Below are 17,193 nucleotides of genomic sequence, written 5' to 3'. Positions count from 1 at the left end.
CCATGCTCAACTCCTTGAGGTTAATCAGCCAGTGCGGCGCGCAGGAATCCGTTATGTTGCATCAGTCGTGCTTTCGCCTGTGATGCATCAATACCAGCCAGTAGCATGAGAATAGCCGGTTTAACCTCAAAATCAGTCTGAGACAGCGCCAGCTCAGCATCATGGCGTGCCGCGCCCGTGGCCTCGACAACGATCCGGCAGGCACGATCGACCAGTTTGACGTTGGTCGCTTTCACGTCGACCATCAGGTTCTGATAAACCTTGCCACTTTTGACCATCGCCCCGGTTGAAATCATATTCAGCACTAGCTTCTGCGCCGTGCCGGATTTCAAGCGCGTTGAACCGGTCAGCGCTTCCGGCCCTACAACCGGAGAAATCGCGATGCTGGCTTCGCGCGCAATCGGAGAATCCGGGTTACAGGAAATCGCTACTGTGGCGCAGCCCATTTCTGTGGCATAGCGCAAAGCGCCAATGACATAAGGCGTACGTCCGCTCGCAGCTAATCCGACAACGGTGTCCTGAGCCTTCAGGTTCAGATTCTTTAAATCTTCAACACCCAGCGCTTCGCTGTCTTCCGCCCCTTCCACCGCTTTAAGCAGCGCGCCCGGCCCACCGGCAATTAACCCGACAACCATACCGTGCGGAACGCCAAACGTCGGCGGGCATTCAGACGCATCAAGAACGCCGAGGCGGCCGCTGGTACCGGCACCGAGGTAAATCAGACGCCCGCCAGCCTGAAATGACGCAGCAGCTTTATCGATAGCCAAGGCAATCTGCGGCAGAACCTTATTGATGGCTTCCGGCACTTTGCGGTCTTCCTGATTAAAACAGGCCACCAGTTCCAGCGTAGACATCTCATCTAAATTCATCGTATCCGGATTTCGGCTTTCTGAAACCAGTGCCCCTAAATTAAGATCTGTGTTCATGCTTCTCTCCTGAATTTTTAATTCAAATTTATTACGCAATATTTGAATATATTATTCATCAATGCGAGGAATATTTGCTATTTTAGATAACATAATCCGTAAAATGTGATGCAAGTATTCAGACACGCCGGGATAAATCCTCCATGAGTTGTATGATCCGTATCCGCCAGCTTTATCCGACGCTGGCGCAAAATGACCGAAAACTGGCTGATTTTCTACTGGCTCAGCCGGAGAAAGCGCGTCATATGAGTTCGCAGAAACTGGCTGAAATAGCGGGTGTCAGCCAGTCTGGCGTGGTGAAATTTGCCCAAAAACTTGGCTATAAAGGCTTCCCCGCGCTGAAACTCGCAATGAGTGAATCCCTGGCATCACCGGAAAACAGTGAGCCGGTGACGGTGCATAATCAGATTTTAAGCACCGACAGCCTGCATGTTGTGGGGGAGAAATTACTGGCAGAGAAACAGTCGGCGCTTCGCGCAACACTGGATATTAACAGCGAACCGCGTCTGCAAATTGCGTTGTCGATGCTCACCGGTGCCCGAAAAATTGTGCTAAGCGGTATTGGCGCATCCGGATTAGTGGCGAAGGATCTGGCGTATAAGTTGCTGAAAATCGGGGTCACGGCCATTGCCGAATCCGATACTCATGTCCTGGTTGCTACCGTGCAGGCGCTGTCGAAAGAAGATTTATTGCTGGCGATTTCCTTCAGCGGTGAACGGAACGAAATCAATCTCGCGGCAAAAGTCGCCCGCGAGAGTGGTGCAAAGGTCCTGGCCATTACCGGTTTTTCACCCAATACCCTGCAACAACAGGCAGACCATTGTTTGTATACAGTGGCAGAATTACCTGCGACCCGCGGCGCGGCGCTCTCGGCCACCACGGCGCAATATTCCCTGACTGATTTGCTGTTTGTCGCGCTGGTTCAACAGGATACAGCGCACGCGCCGGAGCGGATCCGCCACAGCGAAGAACTGGTGAAAAAGCTGATTTGATCAGGATCATTGGGGGCGTGGAAAGGCATGAATGCAGAACCTACACCAGCGCAATTCTGCTATACTGCGCGCCCTGATTATTGACCTGTTTATTGAACATAAGAGAAAACGTCATGGCCCTGCTGATCACACACAAATGCATTAATTGCGATATGTGCGAACCGGAGTGCCCGAATCAGGCGATCTCGATGGGCAATGAGATTTACGAAATTGACAGCGATCGGTGTACGGAATGCGTCGGACATTATGATAAACCAACCTGTCAGAGCGTCTGCCCGATCGACAATACCATCATCATCAATCCGCAACACACCGAAACCAACGAACAGCTTTGGGATAAATTTGTGGCATTGCATCACACGCTGTAATCACGCCGTGATGCAATGCCAAAAATAAGTAGTATTAGTTTTCTATGATTACAGTGGCACAGGCATAACGCCTTTCATCCGCCAGGGTAACATGAACCGATTTCACACCCATCTCGGCCGCCATTTCCGCCGCGCGGGCATGGAAAACCAGACCTGGTTTCCCCAGCACATCATTGACGACTTCAAATTGCTCAAACGCCAGACCGTTGCGGATTCCGGTTCCCAGCGCTTTAGCCGCGGCTTCCTTGACAGCAAACCGCTTCGCCAGAAATCTGACCGGTTGCTGATGTTGCTCATAAACCGCCCATTCATTCGCGCACAAAATACGCTTCGCCAGACGGTCGCCACTGCGTTCAATCACCGCTTCGATACGGGAAATTTCAACGATATCCGTACCTAAACCTAAAATACTCATTACCGGCGCGCTTCCCGCATCAGGTTTTTCATTTCACGTACTGCACAAGATAATCCGTCGATAACAGCCTGACCGATAATCGCATGGCCGATATTCAGCTCATGCATTTCAGGCAATGCGGCGATCGGCTGCACGTTGTGGTATGTCAGACCGTGGCCGGCATTCACTTTCAGACCTTTACCGGCTGCATATGCCGCGCCCTGTTTAATGCGCTCCAGCTCGGCCTGACGTTCAAGGTCAGTTTTCGCTTCAGCATAAGCACCGGTATGGATTTCGATATAAGGCGCCCCCACAGCAACGGCAGCATCAATCTGGCGCATATCCGGGTCGATAAACAGGGAAACCAGTATGCCCGCTTCGCTGAGACGGCTGACTGCAACGGTCATTTTATCCAACTGACCAGCCACATCCAGCCCCCCTTCGGTCGTCACTTCTTCGCGTTTTTCGGGCACCAGACAGCAGAAATGCGGTAAAACTTCACAGGCAATACCGACCATTTCATCGGTGACAGCCATTTCGAGGTTCATGCGGGTTTGGATAGTCTGACGCAGGAGGCGTACGTCGCGATCGGTGATATGACGGCGATCTTCACGCAGGTGGACGGTGATCCCATCAGCACCAGCCTGCTCAGCGATAAATGCCGCCTGAACCGGATCAGGGTAAGCCGTACCGCGTGCATTACGCAGTGTCGCAATGTGATCAATATTAACGCCCAACAGCAACTCAGCCATAACAGCTCCAGATTTAAGAATGAATTGATTTATGAATGGAACAAAAAGCTAATTTCTGCAGTTTACACCCTTGAGAGTGGCGGCGTGTAGCCCGGAGTCCGAATTAGCTGGAAGAATTGTCAGAAGGTGAGACAGGTTTTTTGACCTGAAACTGGCGGAAGAGCTCGCGGCTTTTCAGGGGTTTGCCGCCAAGATAAGGTTTCAGCGCCATACGGGTAAAACGCTTGGCAGCCCGCAGCGTTGAGACATCCGGGAATTCACGGCTGGCCAGTGCTTTCAAATCTCTGCCGGTGAAACTGGAATTATCAATCACCAGACTGGCGATAAAACCTTTTTCTTCACGGTAACGGTACGTCATGGTGTCACTGACTTCTTCACCGCTGCCTGCGCAATGCAGGAAATCCACGCCGTAACCCAGATGATGTAAAAGAGAGAGTTCGAACTGACGCAACGCATACTCAGGAGAACCGCTGGCACTGGCGAGATTTTGCAGACAATTGAGATAATCGAAGAACAACGAAGAGTAATTAGCTTCCTGCTCAAGCACCCGAGAAACGAGTTCATTGACGTACAGACCGCTGTAAAGCATCAGACCTGAAAGGGGAAGTGCCAGGGAGACAGGTTCGGCATTACGCAAGGTTTTCACTTCTCCCCGCCCGCTCCAGCGAACCAGTAAAGGCGTAAAAGGCTGCAGGCAGCCTTTTAAATTGGACCGGCGACCACGCGCACCTTTAGCCAGTATGCGAACCCGCCCTTGTCCCTCAGTGAACAGATCCAGCATTAAGCTGGTTTCACTGTAAGGTCGCCCATGCAAAACAAATGCGCGTTGCCAGCCTTCCATAGGCGCGGACCTTATAAGTCGTCTACATAACCCAGACTGCGCAACGCACGTTCGTCGTCTGCCCAGCCGGATTTGACCTTAACCCACAACTCAAGATGGACTTTCGCTTCAAACATGTTTTCCATGTCATGGCGGGCTTCAATGCCAATCGTCTTGATTTTAGAGCCTTTATTACCGATAACCATTTTCTTCTGGCCTTCACGTTCTACCAGAATCAGGCCATTGATGTCGTACCCACCCCGTTCATTGCTGACAAAGCGTTCGATTTCAACGGTCACAGAATACGGCAGCTCTTCGCCCAGGAAACGCATCAGTTTTTCACGGATGATTTCAGAAGCCATAAAGCGCTGTGAACGGTCAGTAATGTAATCTTCCGGGAAGTGATGAACCGCTTCCGGCAGACGTTTACGCACCAGAGCTGCGATAGTATCAACATTCGTGCCTTTCTCTGCAGAGATAGGCACGATATCGACGAAGTTCATCTGCTCACTAAGGAATTGCAAATGTGGCAACAGCTTAGATTTGTCGGTGACGTTATCAATCTTGTTGATCGCCAGCAGAACCGGTGATTTCAAATCACGCAGTTTGTTAACCACCATTTCGTCATCCGGAGTCCAGTGAGTGCCTTCAACAACGAAGATCACCAGTTCAACATCACCGATTGAGCTGCTTGCAGCACGGTTCATCAGACGGTTGATGGCCCGTTTTTCTTCAATATGCAGCCCCGGGGTATCCACGTAAATGGCCTGATAGGGCCCTTCGGTATGGATACCCATGATACGGTGACGCGTGGTTTGCGGTTTGCGGGAAGTAATGGAGATTTTTTGCCCCAATAATTCATTCAGCAAGGTAGATTTGCCGACGTTAGGACGGCCTACGATTGCAACAAAACCACAGTAATTCTTTTCTTCGCTCATTCAAGCTCCAGCTGTATCAGCGCTTGTTCCGCTGCCGCCTGCTCGGCTTTACGGCGACTTGAACCGGTTCCTACAACCGGCTGGCTCAAGCCACTGACCTGGCAGTGGATGGTAAACTCCTGATCGTGCGCTTCACCGCGAACCTGCACAACCAGATAAGAAGGCAACGGCAGATGGCGACCTTGCAAAAACTCCTGTAAACGGGTTTTTGGGTCTTTCTGCTTATCACCGGGACTGATTTCGTCTAAACGACTACGGTACCAATCGAGAATCAGCTTTTCGACGGTCTGGATATCACTGTCCAGAAACACGCCGCCAATGAGTGCCTCCACCGTATCCGCAAGAATCGACTCGCGGCGGAAACCACCACTTTTCAATTCGCCCGGCCCTAAGCGTAAGCATTCGCCGAGATCGAATTCACGCGCCATTTCCGCCAGCGTATTTCCACGTACTAACGTGGCACGCATGCGACTCATATCGCCCTCGTCTACGCGAGGAAAACGATGATACAGCGCGTTAGCAATGACATAACTAAGAATTGAGTCACCCAGGAACTCTAAACGCTCATTGTGTTTACTGCTTGCGCTGCGGTGAGTCAGTGCCTGCAATAAAAGCTCCTGCTGTTGAAAAGTGTAGCCCAGCTTCCGCTGAAGCCTGTTTATTACGATGGGATTCATGAGTTACCAATAGACTAAGAATGCGTCAAAAACTTCAGCATACGGAACAGGCCTGCTTCGCCCTAAGCCAATCCAAAGCTGTTTCGTTTGCAGTGGCTCCCTCTGTTCGTCTTAAATTAAAATTTAAAATCAGGGGAGCCAACTTTTATCGCCCGAAAGGATATTCTACAACGAGTGGAAATATAATGCTGCGCTAATAGGCATCATTAAATTAATGAATTCCACCAATACGGCTTAAACGAACACCGGTAGGCCATTCACCTTCCTGTTTTTTAAAGCTCATCCAAATTGCAGAAGCTCTACCCACTAAATTCTGTTCCGGCACAAAACCCCAATAACGGCTGTCAGCGCTATTATCACGGTTATCACCCATCATGAAATAATGGCCAGCCGGCACCACCCATGTCCCCAGTGGCTGACCCGGTTGCTGATAATAAGCCCCCAGTTGGTCACGTGCACCTGGCACGGTCAGAATACGATGCGTCACATTGCCCAGCGTTTCATTGCGCTGTACAAGACGAATACCGTCTTGCGGCACGTTAGCGGACGGCGGCGTTTCAAAGAAACCACTGCTCGCTTCGCCGCCCGAAGACTGACCAAAAGTCTGCACGAAATCACTGGCAACACCGGAATCATATGTCACAGCCAGCGCGGTGCTGCAATTTTTGCCCGTTTCGCAAGCAGGCTGAACGGTCACCTGCTTGCTGAACGGATCGTAAGTCACCCGGTCACCGGGCAAGCCTACCAGGCGTTTAATATAGTCCACGCTCGGGTTTTGCGGATATTTAAATACCACCACATCACCACGTTTCGGTTCACCGGTTGAGATCAGCTTGGTTTGAGTAATGGGATCTTTCAGGCCGTAGGCATATTTCTCAACCACGATGAAATCACCAATAAGCAGCGTCGGCATCATCGAGCCAGACGGGATCTGGAAAGGTTCATAAATAAATGAACGCACCACAAACACAACTAGCAAGACAGGGAATACCGAAGCACAGGTTTCCACCCAGCCCGGTTGCTTCGCCACTTTGTTCAGCGTTGAATCGTCAACAGCACCACCCGTTTCAGCCTTAATTTTAGCAACTTTAGCCCGGCGTGCGGGTGCCAGCTTGAAACGATCAAGGCACCAGATAATCCCTGACACCAGCGTTGCAACCGCCAGAATCAGGGCAAACATGTTAGCCATGCATACTCCCTACGACTCAATAAAGGATTTACTTGCTGTCTTTGCCCACGTGAAGAATGGCCAGGAACGCTTCTTGTGGTAACTCAACATTACCCACTTGTTTCATGCGTTTCTTACCATCTTTCTGTTTCTGCAAGAGTTTCTTCTTACGGCTGACGTCGCCGCCATAACATTTGGCAAGAACGTTTTTACGTAATTGCTTCACGGTTGAACGGGCAATGATGTGAGCACCAATCGCCGCCTGGATAGCAATATCGAACTGCTGACGCGGGATCAGTTCCTGCATCTTCTCAACCAGCTGGCGTCCACGGAACTGGGAATTGCCACGGTGAGTGATCAGCGCCAGTGCATCCACACGGTCGCCGTTGATTAGAACATCAACACGTACCATGTCAGAAGTCTGAAAACGTTTGAAATTGTAATCAAGCGACGCATAACCGCGTGACGTTGACTTCAGACGGTCGAAGAAATCGAGTACCACTTCCGCCATCGGGATTTCATAAGTCAGTGCGACCTGATTACCGTGGTAAACCATGTTGGTCTGGACACCACGTTTCTCAATACACAATGTAATCACGCTACCCAGATATTCCTGTGGCATCAGCATGTGACACTCAGCGATAGGCTCACGCAGTTCCAGAATGTTATTCAGTGCAGGCAGTTTAGACGGACTGTCCACATAGACAGTTTCATTGCCGGTCGTCAGAACTTCATAAACAACAGTCGGTGCTGTGGTGATCAGATCCAGATCGTATTCACGTTCCAGACGTTCCTGAATGATTTCCATGTGCAGCAGCCCCAGGAAGCCACAACGGAAACCGAAGCCCAGCGCGGTAGAACTTTCTGGTTCGTAGAACAGGGATGCATCGTTAAGGCTTAGCTTGCCTAACGCATCACGGAAGTTTTCATAATCATCGGAGCTGACCGGGAACAGGCCAGCGTAAACCTGAGGTTTCACTTTCTTGAAACCCGGCAGCGCTTTGTCAGCAGGCTGACGAGCCAGAGTCAGGGTGTCCCCCACTGGTGCGCCGAGGATATCTTTAATCGCGCATACCAGCCAGCCGACCTCACCGCAGTTCAGAATGTCTTTATCGACACGCTTAGGCGTGAAAATACCCAGGCGATCGGCGTTATAAACCTGCCCGGTACTCATCACTTTAATTTTGTCGCCCTTTCTCATGGTGCCGTTTTTGATACGCACCAGAGAAACAACGCCGAGATAGTTATCGAACCATGAATCGATGATCAACGCCTGAAGTGGCGCCTCAGGATCACCTTCCGGCGGTGGCACATCACGCACCAGACGCTCCAGCACTTCTGGCACACCGACACCGGTTTTCGCGGAACAACGAACAGCATCCGTGGCATCGATACCCACGATGTCTTCGATTTCCTGCGCTGCACGATCAGGATCGGCGGCCGGTAAGTCGATTTTGTTCAGAACCGGCACGACCTCCAGATCCATTTCCATCGCGGTATAGCAGTTTGCCAGCGTCTGGGCTTCAACACCCTGACCAGCATCCACCACTAATAATGCGCCTTCGCAGGCAGCGAGAGAGCGGGATACTTCATAGGAAAAGTCAACGTGCCCCGGCGTGTCGATAAAGTTCAGGTGATAAACCTGACCATCTTTTGCCTTGTAGTCGAGCGTCACGCTTTGCGCTTTGATGGTGATGCCGCGTTCACGCTCAAGATCCATTGAGTCGAGGACCTGCGCTTCCATTTCACGGTCGGCTAAGCCACCGCAAATTTGAATAATACGGTCTGACAGCGTCGACTTACCGTGGTCAATGTGGGCAATAATGGAGAAATTTCGTATATGCTTCATTATAAAAGTTTTTCTACCTTGGTATTTCTGAATCATTCGCCATGAACATACAGCGACGGTTTGTAGGTTGGCTGTCTTTCGCCTAAGTCGCAGCATTCTACATGCCAGCACCATGAAAACCTAGTCTCCGCACACCCTAACTCCAGATTATGCGAGCTTTCTCAGGATGAAATCCCCACATTTTCATTTGTTTTCATTACCGGAGCGTCTGTGTGCTTCCTAGGTTTGTCTCAGTCCGGTATTCCATGTATGGGCTTCCTGCCTTTTGGTTTTAGGAAAATCCCCATATACAGAAACGCGTATTGAAACTTAATATATTGTTATAAAAGAAATTACATAATTTCTAACTCATAAAGTTCTCATTCAACTTCTTCCACAAATATCTTTTTTATTTTTAATTCAATCCGGTCACAAGGTTATCAATATGATCAATGAAGGGCGGCTGCTCAGTCAGCATGGCTTTGCCAAAGCCAACTCTTGGATCACTCTGGTCCTGTCTGTGTTGTTGTTGATCGGCGGCGCAGTGCAAATTGCATTTTTGCTGGCCTTTGGCCACACCGCTGAGGGGCTGCATACCGTAATTTTGTCCGCTCTGCTCAGTATTGCCCTGGGGGTGGTGCTCATTCTGCTGCGACGTCTGATACGACCCAATCAATTCTATCAGCTTCATGAAAATGGAATTTTAGTTATAAGCCAAACGGATAAAAAAAATCGTTTTATTCCTTTTGACCGCATCATGGATATATATCGATTCAGAACCGGAAAATACACCCGTCGTATTTTAAATACGATGATCTTCCGTGAGGGAAATAGCAAAACCTGGCATCGTATTACGCCAAACATTGCCAATTCTGAAAGATTAATTGAAGTCATTAAAAACGAACACCTGATGTATCGCGGCCCATGGGCCCTAAACAGGCTGGCTCAGGGGGGAGATATTCTTTTTACATATCTGGTGAATCCACATTGCGGGTGGAAAAGATTTATCGGCGCTAACCTTCTGGCGCTGAACGAAAAAAAGATACATCTGAGCGCGTTGGTGTTAACCACCGACGAAGGGAAAATAGTGCCTGTTGAGGATATTCAGTTTATCAGTGGCGGCAGCAACAGCCCGTTAATACGTCTGCTCGATAAACACGGCCGCATCCTTTTCTCTGTAGAGTATACATCGCTTTCTAGCGCAGATCTTTTCATCGCATTGATCGAGCATATGATCCAAAACCGTATACCGGTCAGAAACTAAAAAAATGCCACAGGGTTAGCGAACACTGTGGCATTTTTAAGCACTGTAGGATGCAGAAAGTTAAGAAGGGAGTTTGCTTTCAACCGAATAACGGAAAGCATCAGGAGGCAAACCCACCTGCAAGATGACTGGCTGGTAACCTGCTTTTCCATCGACTTTCGCAGCCAGTGCTTTAGCAATCAGGAAACCTAATCCACCACCCAACACCGCACCAATAACCGCGTATACATCTGCTTTCAGCAAGGCCTGCAACGCACCACCACCCGCAATCACACCAAAGAGCGGCGTCATATAAACCAGCAACGCCGAGCGCAACAGGCTTCCTTCCGGTATCCCCAGTTCAACTTTCTGACCAGGTGCAAGAGGCTCGTTAACGCTGACCTGAAGATTATGTTCAGTCTGCGGCCCTAACTCATTCAATACGCGAGCGCCACACCCTGAACGTGAATGGCAACTACTGCAACCCGCCTGTGTTTCACAACGCAACGTCGCAATACCGTCTTTCCACGACACCACCGTGGCCCATTCTTTCATCATGTAATCACCCTGTATTTCTATTGCGAAGGCAGTTTTTCTGATTAAAAGCTACTTTTCTGAGAAAACGATGCTATCGGCAACACGTTTGGCAGTCGAAGGAGGAAGCTCACCGACGACCGTAATTTCATTGCCATTGCGTATTTCAGTCTGCACAGTTCTGCGCCCTTGCCTGATCAACTGCTCAGAAGGGCCATTAGTTGTTGCACTGACATTTACAGAGAAACTGAACAATCCGTCAGTGTACAGCCGCGATTCTATCGATACGGGCATATTGGGCAAGTTTCGGCGGCTACTTGCCACCTCTGTCACGCCAGCCGGCAGCCATTTTATTTGCCAGTCAAACTTCACCTGCTCAGACGCAGGTAAAGACAGCACAGGCGGTAAACTGGCTTTTTCGAGATCAGAAAGCGTTCCAACAACTTGTTCTCCCTCATCAAAACTGATCACACGGAACTGCTCAAGCGTTTCACCGTCACGATCCAGTAAATCGACACGCATCGGCAATTTCGTCTGCTCATCGATCCATATGACATAACTGAATCGGGTACCATCGCGGGATACAACTCTGATCACCTGACTCAGGCGATCCGCTGTGCGTGCGCGGCCTACGGCGATAAAATCGTAGTATTTGGTCAGAAGAGAAAAATCGCTGAACACGATGGAAGGCAGGGAATCAACGATATGATCGCCATCCAACGTAAAGGGCTGTAAACCGGTCTCAAAGTAGCTGACGTCTTTTCCACGCTGGACAATTTCACGGCGCGGACCATCCATCAGAACCAGTTGAGCGAGGGAAGTTTGATGAGAGACAGCATGACGATAGCGAAAGGAATCAATCCCTTGCTTCGTAATGTTGATAAAACCCATTTCATAATTCAGCGTCTGGGAAGCTTTGCCCATCTCTTGCAGTAACGCCTCGGAAGAAGAATCTGCCGAGGCGATACTTGGAGTAAGCAGGCTGCCCGCAGCTAAACAAACGGCAAACCAAATTTGCTTCATTACTGCGTTTGCGTTCCTAAAGACTGAGTTCCTGGGACCTGAACAGCGGCTTGCTGAGGAGTAACTGGTTCGAGTTGAAGCTGCTCTGAATGCAAGCGACGCTGCAATTCGTAATCCTGCAACATCGCATTAATGCGCTTACGTTGCTCCTGAACATTCTGTTGCCCGCTGGTGGTATTGCCTTCATTTGGCACGCCGAAGCTCACCGGGGAGGCTTTACCCATCATAGGCAACGTATTGAACGCTGGGGTTTCCGGAGAAGCACCCGATGCGTCAGGCTGGTTATAATGCTGAACGCCAACAATCACAGCAAGTGATACACAAGCAGCCACGCCGACCTGAGTCAACTGACTCGCCCAAGGGCGCACCTTCTGCCAGAATGGCATTTTTTGCCAGGTATGAGGCTGAGGTTGTGATTCGGTTGCTGAACCCGGCACCAGTTTTACCGGCTCATTAGCCAGCGCTGCGGCCACACGGTCTGCGATATCCAGATGCACAACGTTCCCAATATCACCACGTAAGGTATCGCGGATCAAATGATAACTCTGCCAGTCTTGCTGAAGCCTGGTATCTGTTGATAACGAACTTAACAGTTCGGTATCAATGGCTTCACCATCCATCAGAGCGGAAAGCTTTTCTTTCTGCATGCCTAAGTATCCTTCCTGTGTCCGTCATCTCTAACGCTGGATGAGCGGTTGAACTTTGTTATCAATTGCTTCCCGGGCACGGAATATACGGGATCTCACCGTACCCACCGGACAATCCATGATGGCGGCTATTTCTTCGTAGCTCAATCCATCCAACTCCCTCAAGGTAATCGCCATACGAAGATCTTCAGGAAGTGCTTCAATAGTACGGAAAACAATCTTCCGTAACTCTTCAGACAACATCAAGTTCTCAGGGTTCGAAATTTCTTTCAGTGCACCGCCACTTTCGAAATTTTCGGCTTCATTCGCGTCGACATCACTGGATGGCGGGCGTCGCCCCTGAGCAACTAAATAGTTTTTCGCTGTGTTGACTGCAATACGATACAGCCAGGTATAAAAAGCACTGTCGCCGCGGAAAGATTCCAGCGCACGATATGCTTTGATAAAAGATTCCTGAACCACATCAGGCACATCACCTTGTGGCACATAGCGGGATACAAGGCTCGCTACCTTATGCTGGTAACGAATAACCAGTAAATTGAACGATTTTTGATCACCCTTCTGGACCCGCTCAACCAGAACCTGATCGGCTAACTGCTCGCTCATCCGAGGTAAAATCTCCCCAAAATCTTCTCCGCGCTTAAAGTCGTACTGCCAGCTTTCATCATTATATTCCTGAGCAAGTACTGCTTGGAGTTCACATGAAACATTAAGTTCCACATCGCCGTTGTTTTTTCTATTGAAGTCTCAAGCCCGTGGCTTTTGCACGGGAGTTTAGGCTAACATGAATTTCCCTCTTCTTCTGCAAACATCATACGTTATGCAACCTTCATCTGAATTTGTTAGCGATGTATTGATAATCGGAAGTGGCGCTGCAGGCCTTTCTTTGGCTTTGCGACTTGCAGACCACTGTCATGTCACTGTTCTCAGTAAAGGCCCGCTCAACGAAGGCTCAACATTTTACGCCCAGGGCGGGATTGCCGCCGTTTTCGACGAAGCAGACAGCATTGCCTCACATGTTGATGACACATTAATTGCCGGTGCGGGCTTATGCGATAAAGAAGCTGTTGAATTTATCGCGAGCAACGCACGTCATTGTGTCCAGTGGTTGATCGACCAGGGCGTACTGTTTGATACCGAAACCAACACAAGCTCAGAAGAGCGTTATCATCTGACACGTGAAGGCGGCCACAGCCACCGTAGGATCCTGCATGCTGCTGATGCTACAGGTAAAGAAGTAGAGACTACGCTGGTTGGGAAAGCAAGGGCACACGCCAATATTTGCGTGAAAGAACGCTATAATGCCGTTGATTTAATTACCTCAAGCAAGCTTGGATTGCCGGGGACACAACGCGTCGTTGGCGCGTATGTCTGGAACCGCGATAAAGAGCACGTTGAAACGCTCCGTGCCAAGGCCGTTGTACTGGCCACGGGGGGCGCAGCCAAGGTCTATCAGTACACGACCAATCCGGATATCTCTTCCGGCGATGGCGTCGCCATGGCGTGGCGCGCAGGCTGCCGTGTTGCCAATCTTGAATTCAACCAGTTTCACCCGACGTGCCTCTATCACCCTCAGGCACGTAACTTTCTGCTGACGGAAGCACTGCGCGGCGAAGGTGCCCTGCTCAAACGCCCGGATGGCACCCGTTTTATGCCGGATTTCGATGAACGTGGGGAACTGGCACCGCGCGATGTGGTGGCACGGGCCATCGACCATGAAATGAAGCGTCTTGGCGCCGACTGCATGTATCTCGATATCAGCCATCGCCCGCCGGAATTCATTAAGCATCATTTCCCGATGATTGATGAAAAGCTGCAATCACTGGGTATTGATCTGACCAAAGAGGCCATCCCGATTGTTCCGGCTGCGCATTACACCTGCGGCGGCGTAATGGTTGATCAGCACGGGCGCACCGATCTCGATGGTTTGTATGCGATTGGCGAAGTCAGTTATACCGGCCTGCATGGCGCTAACCGTCTGGCCTCTAACTCACTGCTGGAATGCGTGGTTTATGGCTGGTCGGCAGCAGAAGATATAATTAAACGTCTGCCGCATGCAAAACTGGCGACAAATATTCCGCAATGGGATGAAAGCCGGGTGGATAATTCCGATGAGCAGGTGGTCATTCAGCATAACTGGCATGAATTGCGGCTGTTTATGTGGGATTACGTAGGGATTGTACGCACGACAAAACGTCTTGAGCGTGCGTTGCGCCGCATCATGACGCTGCAACAGGAAATTGACGAGTATTATGCCAACTTCCGTATTTCCAATAATTTGCTGGAATTGAGAAATCTGGTGCTGGTTGCCGAGTTGATCGTCCGCAGTGCCCTGGAACGCAAAGAGAGTCGAGGACTGCATTTCACGCTGGACTATCCTGATCTACAGGAAAATCCGCAGCCGACCATTTTGCAGCCGTAATATTTGCAGCAATGGTATCGGGAAAGTGCGAAGGAACGCACTTTTTGAAAGCCCAGCCATCCGCTAATAATTCAGATAAAAATCAGTAATCAGCGCACAGAATGCTTCGCTGTAAACGCCTTCCGATTTCCGCAGTGCCAGTTCCTCGTCAACCCTTTCAACTGATTGCCTTGATAAGGTCAGCACTAGCCGGTTAAGCGGTTTTCCCGGTCGGTCGCGTACGGCCATCCGCCGTGCACTGAACCAGCCTTTTCGATGAGCCAGAGTTTCAAACGCCAGCCCGATGTCGTACGGCAAAACAACACTAAACAATCCCTCTAGCGTAAGCAGCTTATTTGCGCATTCAAGCAATGCATCGTGCGTCAGAGTTTCGGTGTAACGGGCGGCATTTCGGGCTTCATCGCGACAGGCAACAGCCGATTCAAAGTAAGGCGGATTACTCACAATCAGATCGTATTCAGCCTGATGTTCGCTGGCATAAGCATTAATGTCCTGCGCATACACCGCCAGCCTTTGCGCCCAAACTGAGTTGCGGAAATTCTCCTCAGCCTGCGCCGCTGCGGAAGGTTCGAGTTCGACGGCATCAATAACAGTTTGAGCATTACTGCGTTGCGCCAGCATCATGGCAATCAGGCCGCTGCCGCAGCCAATATCAAGAACACGTCGTGCATGGCTAACCGGCGCCGTGGCACCGAGCAGGACACCATCGGTACCGACTTTCATCGCGCATCGGTCATGCGCAACGAAAAACTGCTTAAAGGTAAATCCATTACGCCGTAAAGGGTTTGCGGAACTGACTACTTTTGTCACTAATTTCACCGTAATTACGCCAGCCAACAGGCCTGTAAACGAAAACTGTCGTAGCATAGGGCAAAGAGAAGCAGAGTAAAAGCCACGCAAACCGCTTAAATAGGTGAAGATCGCGTCTAACACGTCTATAATCGGCGCCCCAAGTAGAGGTAGACCATGACTGTAACCACTTTTTCCGAACTCGAACTCGATGAACGCCTGATTGAAGCCCTTGGCGACAAAGGCTATAGCCGTCCTACTGTCATTCAGGCAGAGGCCATTCCGCCAGCAATGGACGGACGCGATGTGTTGGGTTCGGCTCCTACCGGCACCGGCAAAACAGCGGCATTCCTGCTGCCTGCATTGCAGCATTTGCTGGATTTCCCGCGTAAGAAATCTGGTCCGCCACGAATTCTGATCCTCACGCCAACCCGTGAACTTGCTATGCAGGTTGCTGAGCAGGCGCGTGAGTTAGCCAAACATACCGAACTGGATATCGCCACCATCACCGGCGGTGTGGCTTATATGAACCACGCCGAAGTGTTCAGCGAAAACCAGGACATCGTTGTTGCGACCACCGGTCGTTTGCTGCAATACATTAAAGAAGAAAACTTTGACTGCCGCGCAATCGAAACGCTGATCCTCGACGAAGCCGACCGCATGCTGGACATGGGTTTTGCTCAGGACATCGAAACGATTTCCGCCGAAGCACGCTGGCGCAAACAGACGTTGCTGTTCTCCGCAACGCTGGAAGGGGAAGCCATCCGTGAATTCGCAGAACGCATCCTGACTGAGCCGGTGGAAATCGAAGCTGACCCGTCACGCCGCGAACGCAAAAAAATCCTGCAATGGTATTATCGTGCCGACGATCTGGCGCATAAAACCCGGATGCTCATCCATTTGCTGAAACAGGAAGATGTCACTAAATCCGTGATCTTTGTGCGTAAACGCGAGCGTGTGCATGAGCTGGTTGCGTGGTTGCGCGAAGCAGGGATTAACTCCTGTTATCTTGAAGGCGAAATGGTGCAGGTGAAACGTACCGAAGCCGTCAAACGTATGGTTGAAGACCGCGTTAACGTCCTCGTTGCGACCGACATTGCTGCCCGTGGCCTGGATATCAACGACATCAGCCATGTCTTCAACTTTGACCTGCCGCTGACCGCTGATATCTATCTGCACCGTATCGGCCGTACCGGTCGTGCTGGTCGTAAAGGGACCGCGATTTCTTTCGTGGAAGCGCATGACCATCTGCTGCTCGGTAAGATCGGCCGTTACCTTAACGAGCCGTTGAAAGCACGCGTACTGGACGAGTTCCGTCCAAAAACGAAAGCACCGAGCGAGAAAGTCACCGGTAAGCCGTCGAAGAAAGTGCTGGCGAAACGCAAAGAGAAGCAGAAAGCGGATCAGGAAAAATCGAAGGTGAAAGTTAAAGTTCGCCATCGTGACAGCAAAAACGTCGGCAAACGCCGTGTTAAACCTGACGCTGTAAAAGACGCTGCTAAATAAACATCAGCATGATTTGATGCAAAGAAAAACCGCCCTGAAGGCTAATGCCGGTCACTTAAGGTGACCGGCATTGTTTTTTAAGGGATATTTCGACCTTTTTTCTCTCACTTCCCTGACATATTCACGCTCACGTCTCGAGGGCAGTTTTAGCATCGCTGCGTTGCTG

18 protein-coding genes are annotated in these 17,193 nt (G+C 50.3%); 5 read left to right on the top strand and 13 right to left on the bottom strand.

The genetic code is table 11. From position 1 onward, the window contains the following. Positions 1–20: 20 nt before the first annotated feature. Complete coding sequence (murQ, locus tag AACU55_RS05890; RefSeq protein ID WP_037036759.1) at positions 21–926, bottom strand: N-acetylmuramic acid 6-phosphate etherase; 906 nt, start codon at positions 924–926, stop codon at positions 21–23. Positions 927–1,069: 143 nt separating this feature from the next. Between murQ and AACU55_RS05885 the strand changes: the two genes are divergently transcribed. After that, positions 1,070–1,918, top strand: coding sequence for a MurR/RpiR family transcriptional regulator (locus AACU55_RS05885; RefSeq protein WP_037036757.1), 849 nt, complete (start codon positions 1,070–1,072; stop codon positions 1,916–1,918). A 113-nt stretch (positions 1,919–2,031) separates the two neighbouring features. Further along, positions 2,032–2,286: a YfhL family 4Fe-4S dicluster ferredoxin gene (locus tag AACU55_RS05880; protein ID WP_013576714.1), complete on the top strand. Its 255-nt coding sequence runs from the start codon at positions 2,032–2,034 to the stop codon at positions 2,284–2,286. A 34-nt stretch (positions 2,287–2,320) separates the two neighbouring features. Here the strand turns inward: AACU55_RS05880 and acpS are convergent, their stop codons facing one another. From acpS to lepA, 7 genes are all read right to left on the bottom strand, one after another. Next, positions 2,321–2,701 carry a holo-ACP synthase gene (gene acpS, locus AACU55_RS05875; protein ID WP_013576715.1) on the bottom strand — a complete coding sequence of 127 codons (381 nt, stop codon included), beginning with the start codon at positions 2,699–2,701 and terminating at the stop codon, positions 2,321–2,323. After that, positions 2,701–3,432, bottom strand: a complete 732-nt coding sequence (gene pdxJ, locus AACU55_RS05870; protein ID WP_013576716.1) for a pyridoxine 5'-phosphate synthase — start codon at positions 3,430–3,432, stop codon at positions 2,701–2,703. The genes acpS and pdxJ overlap by 1 nt, the downstream gene beginning before the upstream one ends. A 103-nt stretch (positions 3,433–3,535) precedes the next feature. Next, positions 3,536–4,273: a DNA repair protein RecO gene (gene recO, locus AACU55_RS05865; protein WP_013576717.1), complete on the bottom strand. Its 738-nt coding sequence runs from the start codon at positions 4,271–4,273 to the stop codon at positions 3,536–3,538. Positions 4,274–4,284: 11 nt separating this feature from the next. Next, positions 4,285–5,190 carry a GTPase Era gene (gene era, locus AACU55_RS05860; protein ID WP_013576718.1) on the bottom strand — a complete coding sequence of 302 codons (906 nt, stop codon included), beginning with the start codon at positions 5,188–5,190 and terminating at the stop codon, positions 4,285–4,287. Next, entirely contained in the window at positions 5,187–5,867 is a 681-nt protein-coding gene (gene rnc, locus AACU55_RS05855; RefSeq protein WP_015698392.1) for a ribonuclease III, read from the bottom strand. Before rnc ends, era begins: the two co-directional genes overlap by 4 nt. 211 nt (positions 5,868–6,078) lie before the next feature. Further along, positions 6,079–7,056 (bottom strand): signal peptidase I, encoded by a 978-nt coding sequence (gene lepB, locus AACU55_RS05850; protein ID WP_013576720.1) that lies wholly within the window; start codon positions 7,054–7,056, stop codon positions 6,079–6,081. A 28-nt stretch (positions 7,057–7,084) separates the two neighbouring features. Beyond that, complete coding sequence (gene lepA, locus AACU55_RS05845) at positions 7,085–8,884, bottom strand: translation elongation factor 4 (protein ID WP_037036754.1); 1,800 nt, start codon at positions 8,882–8,884, stop codon at positions 7,085–7,087. 424 nt (positions 8,885–9,308) lie between these two features. Here lepA and AACU55_RS05840 point away from each other — a divergent pair, with 424 nt between their 5' ends. Next, positions 9,309–10,127 (top strand): hypothetical protein, encoded by an 819-nt coding sequence (locus tag AACU55_RS05840; protein ID WP_013576722.1) that lies wholly within the window; start codon positions 9,309–9,311, stop codon positions 10,125–10,127. Between the two features lie 60 nt (positions 10,128–10,187). Here the strand turns inward: AACU55_RS05840 and rseC are convergent, their stop codons facing one another. Genes rseC through rpoE form a run of 4 tightly spaced genes read right to left on the bottom strand, consistent with a single transcriptional unit; the run spans position 10,188 to position 12,916 of the window. Then, the gene (rseC, locus tag AACU55_RS05835; protein ID WP_037036752.1) at positions 10,188–10,664 is read right to left on the bottom strand and encodes a SoxR-reducing system protein RseC; all 477 of its coding nucleotides are present in this window, start codon (positions 10,662–10,664) and stop codon (positions 10,188–10,190) included. Between the two features lie 48 nt (positions 10,665–10,712). Further along, a complete protein-coding gene (gene rseB / locus AACU55_RS05830; RefSeq protein ID WP_013576724.1) occupies positions 10,713–11,663 on the bottom strand; it encodes a sigma-E factor regulatory protein RseB in 951 nt (316 codons plus the stop codon). Continuing rightward, positions 11,663–12,310, bottom strand: coding sequence for an anti-sigma-E factor RseA (gene rseA, locus AACU55_RS05825; RefSeq protein ID WP_013576725.1), 648 nt, complete (start codon positions 12,308–12,310; stop codon positions 11,663–11,665). Before rseA ends, rseB begins: the two co-directional genes overlap by 1 nt. A 30-nt stretch (positions 12,311–12,340) precedes the next feature. Next, positions 12,341–12,916, bottom strand: coding sequence for an RNA polymerase sigma factor RpoE (gene rpoE / locus AACU55_RS05820; protein WP_013576726.1), 576 nt, complete (start codon positions 12,914–12,916; stop codon positions 12,341–12,343). A gap of 214 nt (positions 12,917–13,130) precedes the next feature. On the opposite strand from rpoE, the gene nadB reads away from it, so the two are divergent. Beyond that, entirely contained in the window at positions 13,131–14,732 is a 1,602-nt protein-coding gene (gene nadB / locus AACU55_RS05815; protein ID WP_015690322.1) for an L-aspartate oxidase, read from the top strand. Positions 14,733–14,795: 63 nt separating this feature from the next. On the opposite strand, the gene trmN is transcribed toward nadB, so the two are convergent. Beyond that, positions 14,796–15,599, bottom strand: coding sequence for a tRNA(1)(Val) (adenine(37)-N(6))-methyltransferase TrmN (trmN, locus tag AACU55_RS05810; RefSeq protein WP_445261084.1), 804 nt, complete (start codon positions 15,597–15,599; stop codon positions 14,796–14,798). A 99-nt stretch (positions 15,600–15,698) separates the two neighbouring features. Here trmN and srmB point away from each other — a divergent pair, with 99 nt between their 5' ends. Beyond that, positions 15,699–17,027: an ATP-dependent RNA helicase SrmB gene (gene srmB / locus AACU55_RS05805; RefSeq protein ID WP_015698402.1), complete on the top strand. Its 1,329-nt coding sequence runs from the start codon at positions 15,699–15,701 to the stop codon at positions 17,025–17,027. Positions 17,028–17,193 lie beyond the last annotated feature (166 nt).

The sequence above is a fragment of the Rahnella sp. CJA17(1/100) genome (assembly GCF_963881615.1).
Taxonomy (GTDB): domain Bacteria; phylum Pseudomonadota; class Gammaproteobacteria; order Enterobacterales; family Enterobacteriaceae; genus Rahnella; species Rahnella aceris.
Note: the sequence above shows the minus strand (reverse complement) of the source record. Positions and strands in the feature narration are given on the sequence as shown.

Excerpts from the sequence above, each read along its gene's own strand:
- rpoE (WP_013576726.1), bottom strand. The coding sequence starts at position 12,916 with ATGAGCGAGCAGTTAGCCGATCAGGTTCTGGTTGAGCGGGTCCAGAAG.
- lepA (WP_037036754.1), bottom strand. The coding sequence starts at position 8,884 with ATGAAGCATATACGAAATTTCTCCATTATTGCCCACATTGACCACGGT.
- AACU55_RS05840 (WP_013576722.1), top strand. The coding sequence starts at position 9,309 with ATGATCAATGAAGGGCGGCTGCTCAGTCAGCATGGCTTTGCCAAAGCC.
- AACU55_RS05885 (WP_037036757.1), top strand. The coding sequence starts at position 1,070 with ATGAGTTGTATGATCCGTATCCGCCAGCTTTATCCGACGCTGGCGCAA.
- murQ (WP_037036759.1), bottom strand. The coding sequence starts at position 926 with ATGAACACAGATCTTAATTTAGGGGCACTGGTTTCAGAAAGCCGAAAT.
- srmB (WP_015698402.1), top strand. The coding sequence starts at position 15,699 with ATGACTGTAACCACTTTTTCCGAACTCGAACTCGATGAACGCCTGATT.
- lepB (WP_013576720.1), bottom strand. The coding sequence starts at position 7,056 with ATGGCTAACATGTTTGCCCTGATTCTGGCGGTTGCAACGCTGGTGTCA.
- rnc (WP_015698392.1), bottom strand. The coding sequence starts at position 5,867 with ATGAATCCCATCGTAATAAACAGGCTTCAGCGGAAGCTGGGCTACACT.
- AACU55_RS05880 (WP_013576714.1), top strand. The coding sequence starts at position 2,032 with ATGGCCCTGCTGATCACACACAAATGCATTAATTGCGATATGTGCGAA.
- trmN (WP_445261084.1), bottom strand. The coding sequence starts at position 15,599 with ATGCTACGACAGTTTTCGTTTACAGGCCTGTTGGCTGGCGTAATTACG.
- pdxJ (WP_013576716.1), bottom strand. The coding sequence starts at position 3,432 with ATGGCTGAGTTGCTGTTGGGCGTTAATATTGATCACATTGCGACACTG.
- era (WP_013576718.1), bottom strand. The coding sequence starts at position 5,190 with ATGAGCGAAGAAAAGAATTACTGTGGTTTTGTTGCAATCGTAGGCCGT.
- acpS (WP_013576715.1), bottom strand. The coding sequence starts at position 2,701 with ATGAGTATTTTAGGTTTAGGTACGGATATCGTTGAAATTTCCCGTATC.
- rseA (WP_013576725.1), bottom strand. The coding sequence starts at position 12,310 with ATGCAGAAAGAAAAGCTTTCCGCTCTGATGGATGGTGAAGCCATTGAT.
- rseB (WP_013576724.1), bottom strand. The coding sequence starts at position 11,663 with ATGAAGCAAATTTGGTTTGCCGTTTGTTTAGCTGCGGGCAGCCTGCTT.
- nadB (WP_015690322.1), top strand. The coding sequence starts at position 13,131 with ATGCAACCTTCATCTGAATTTGTTAGCGATGTATTGATAATCGGAAGT.
- rseC (WP_037036752.1), bottom strand. The coding sequence starts at position 10,664 with ATGATGAAAGAATGGGCCACGGTGGTGTCGTGGAAAGACGGTATTGCG.
- recO (WP_013576717.1), bottom strand. The coding sequence starts at position 4,273 with ATGGAAGGCTGGCAACGCGCATTTGTTTTGCATGGGCGACCTTACAGT.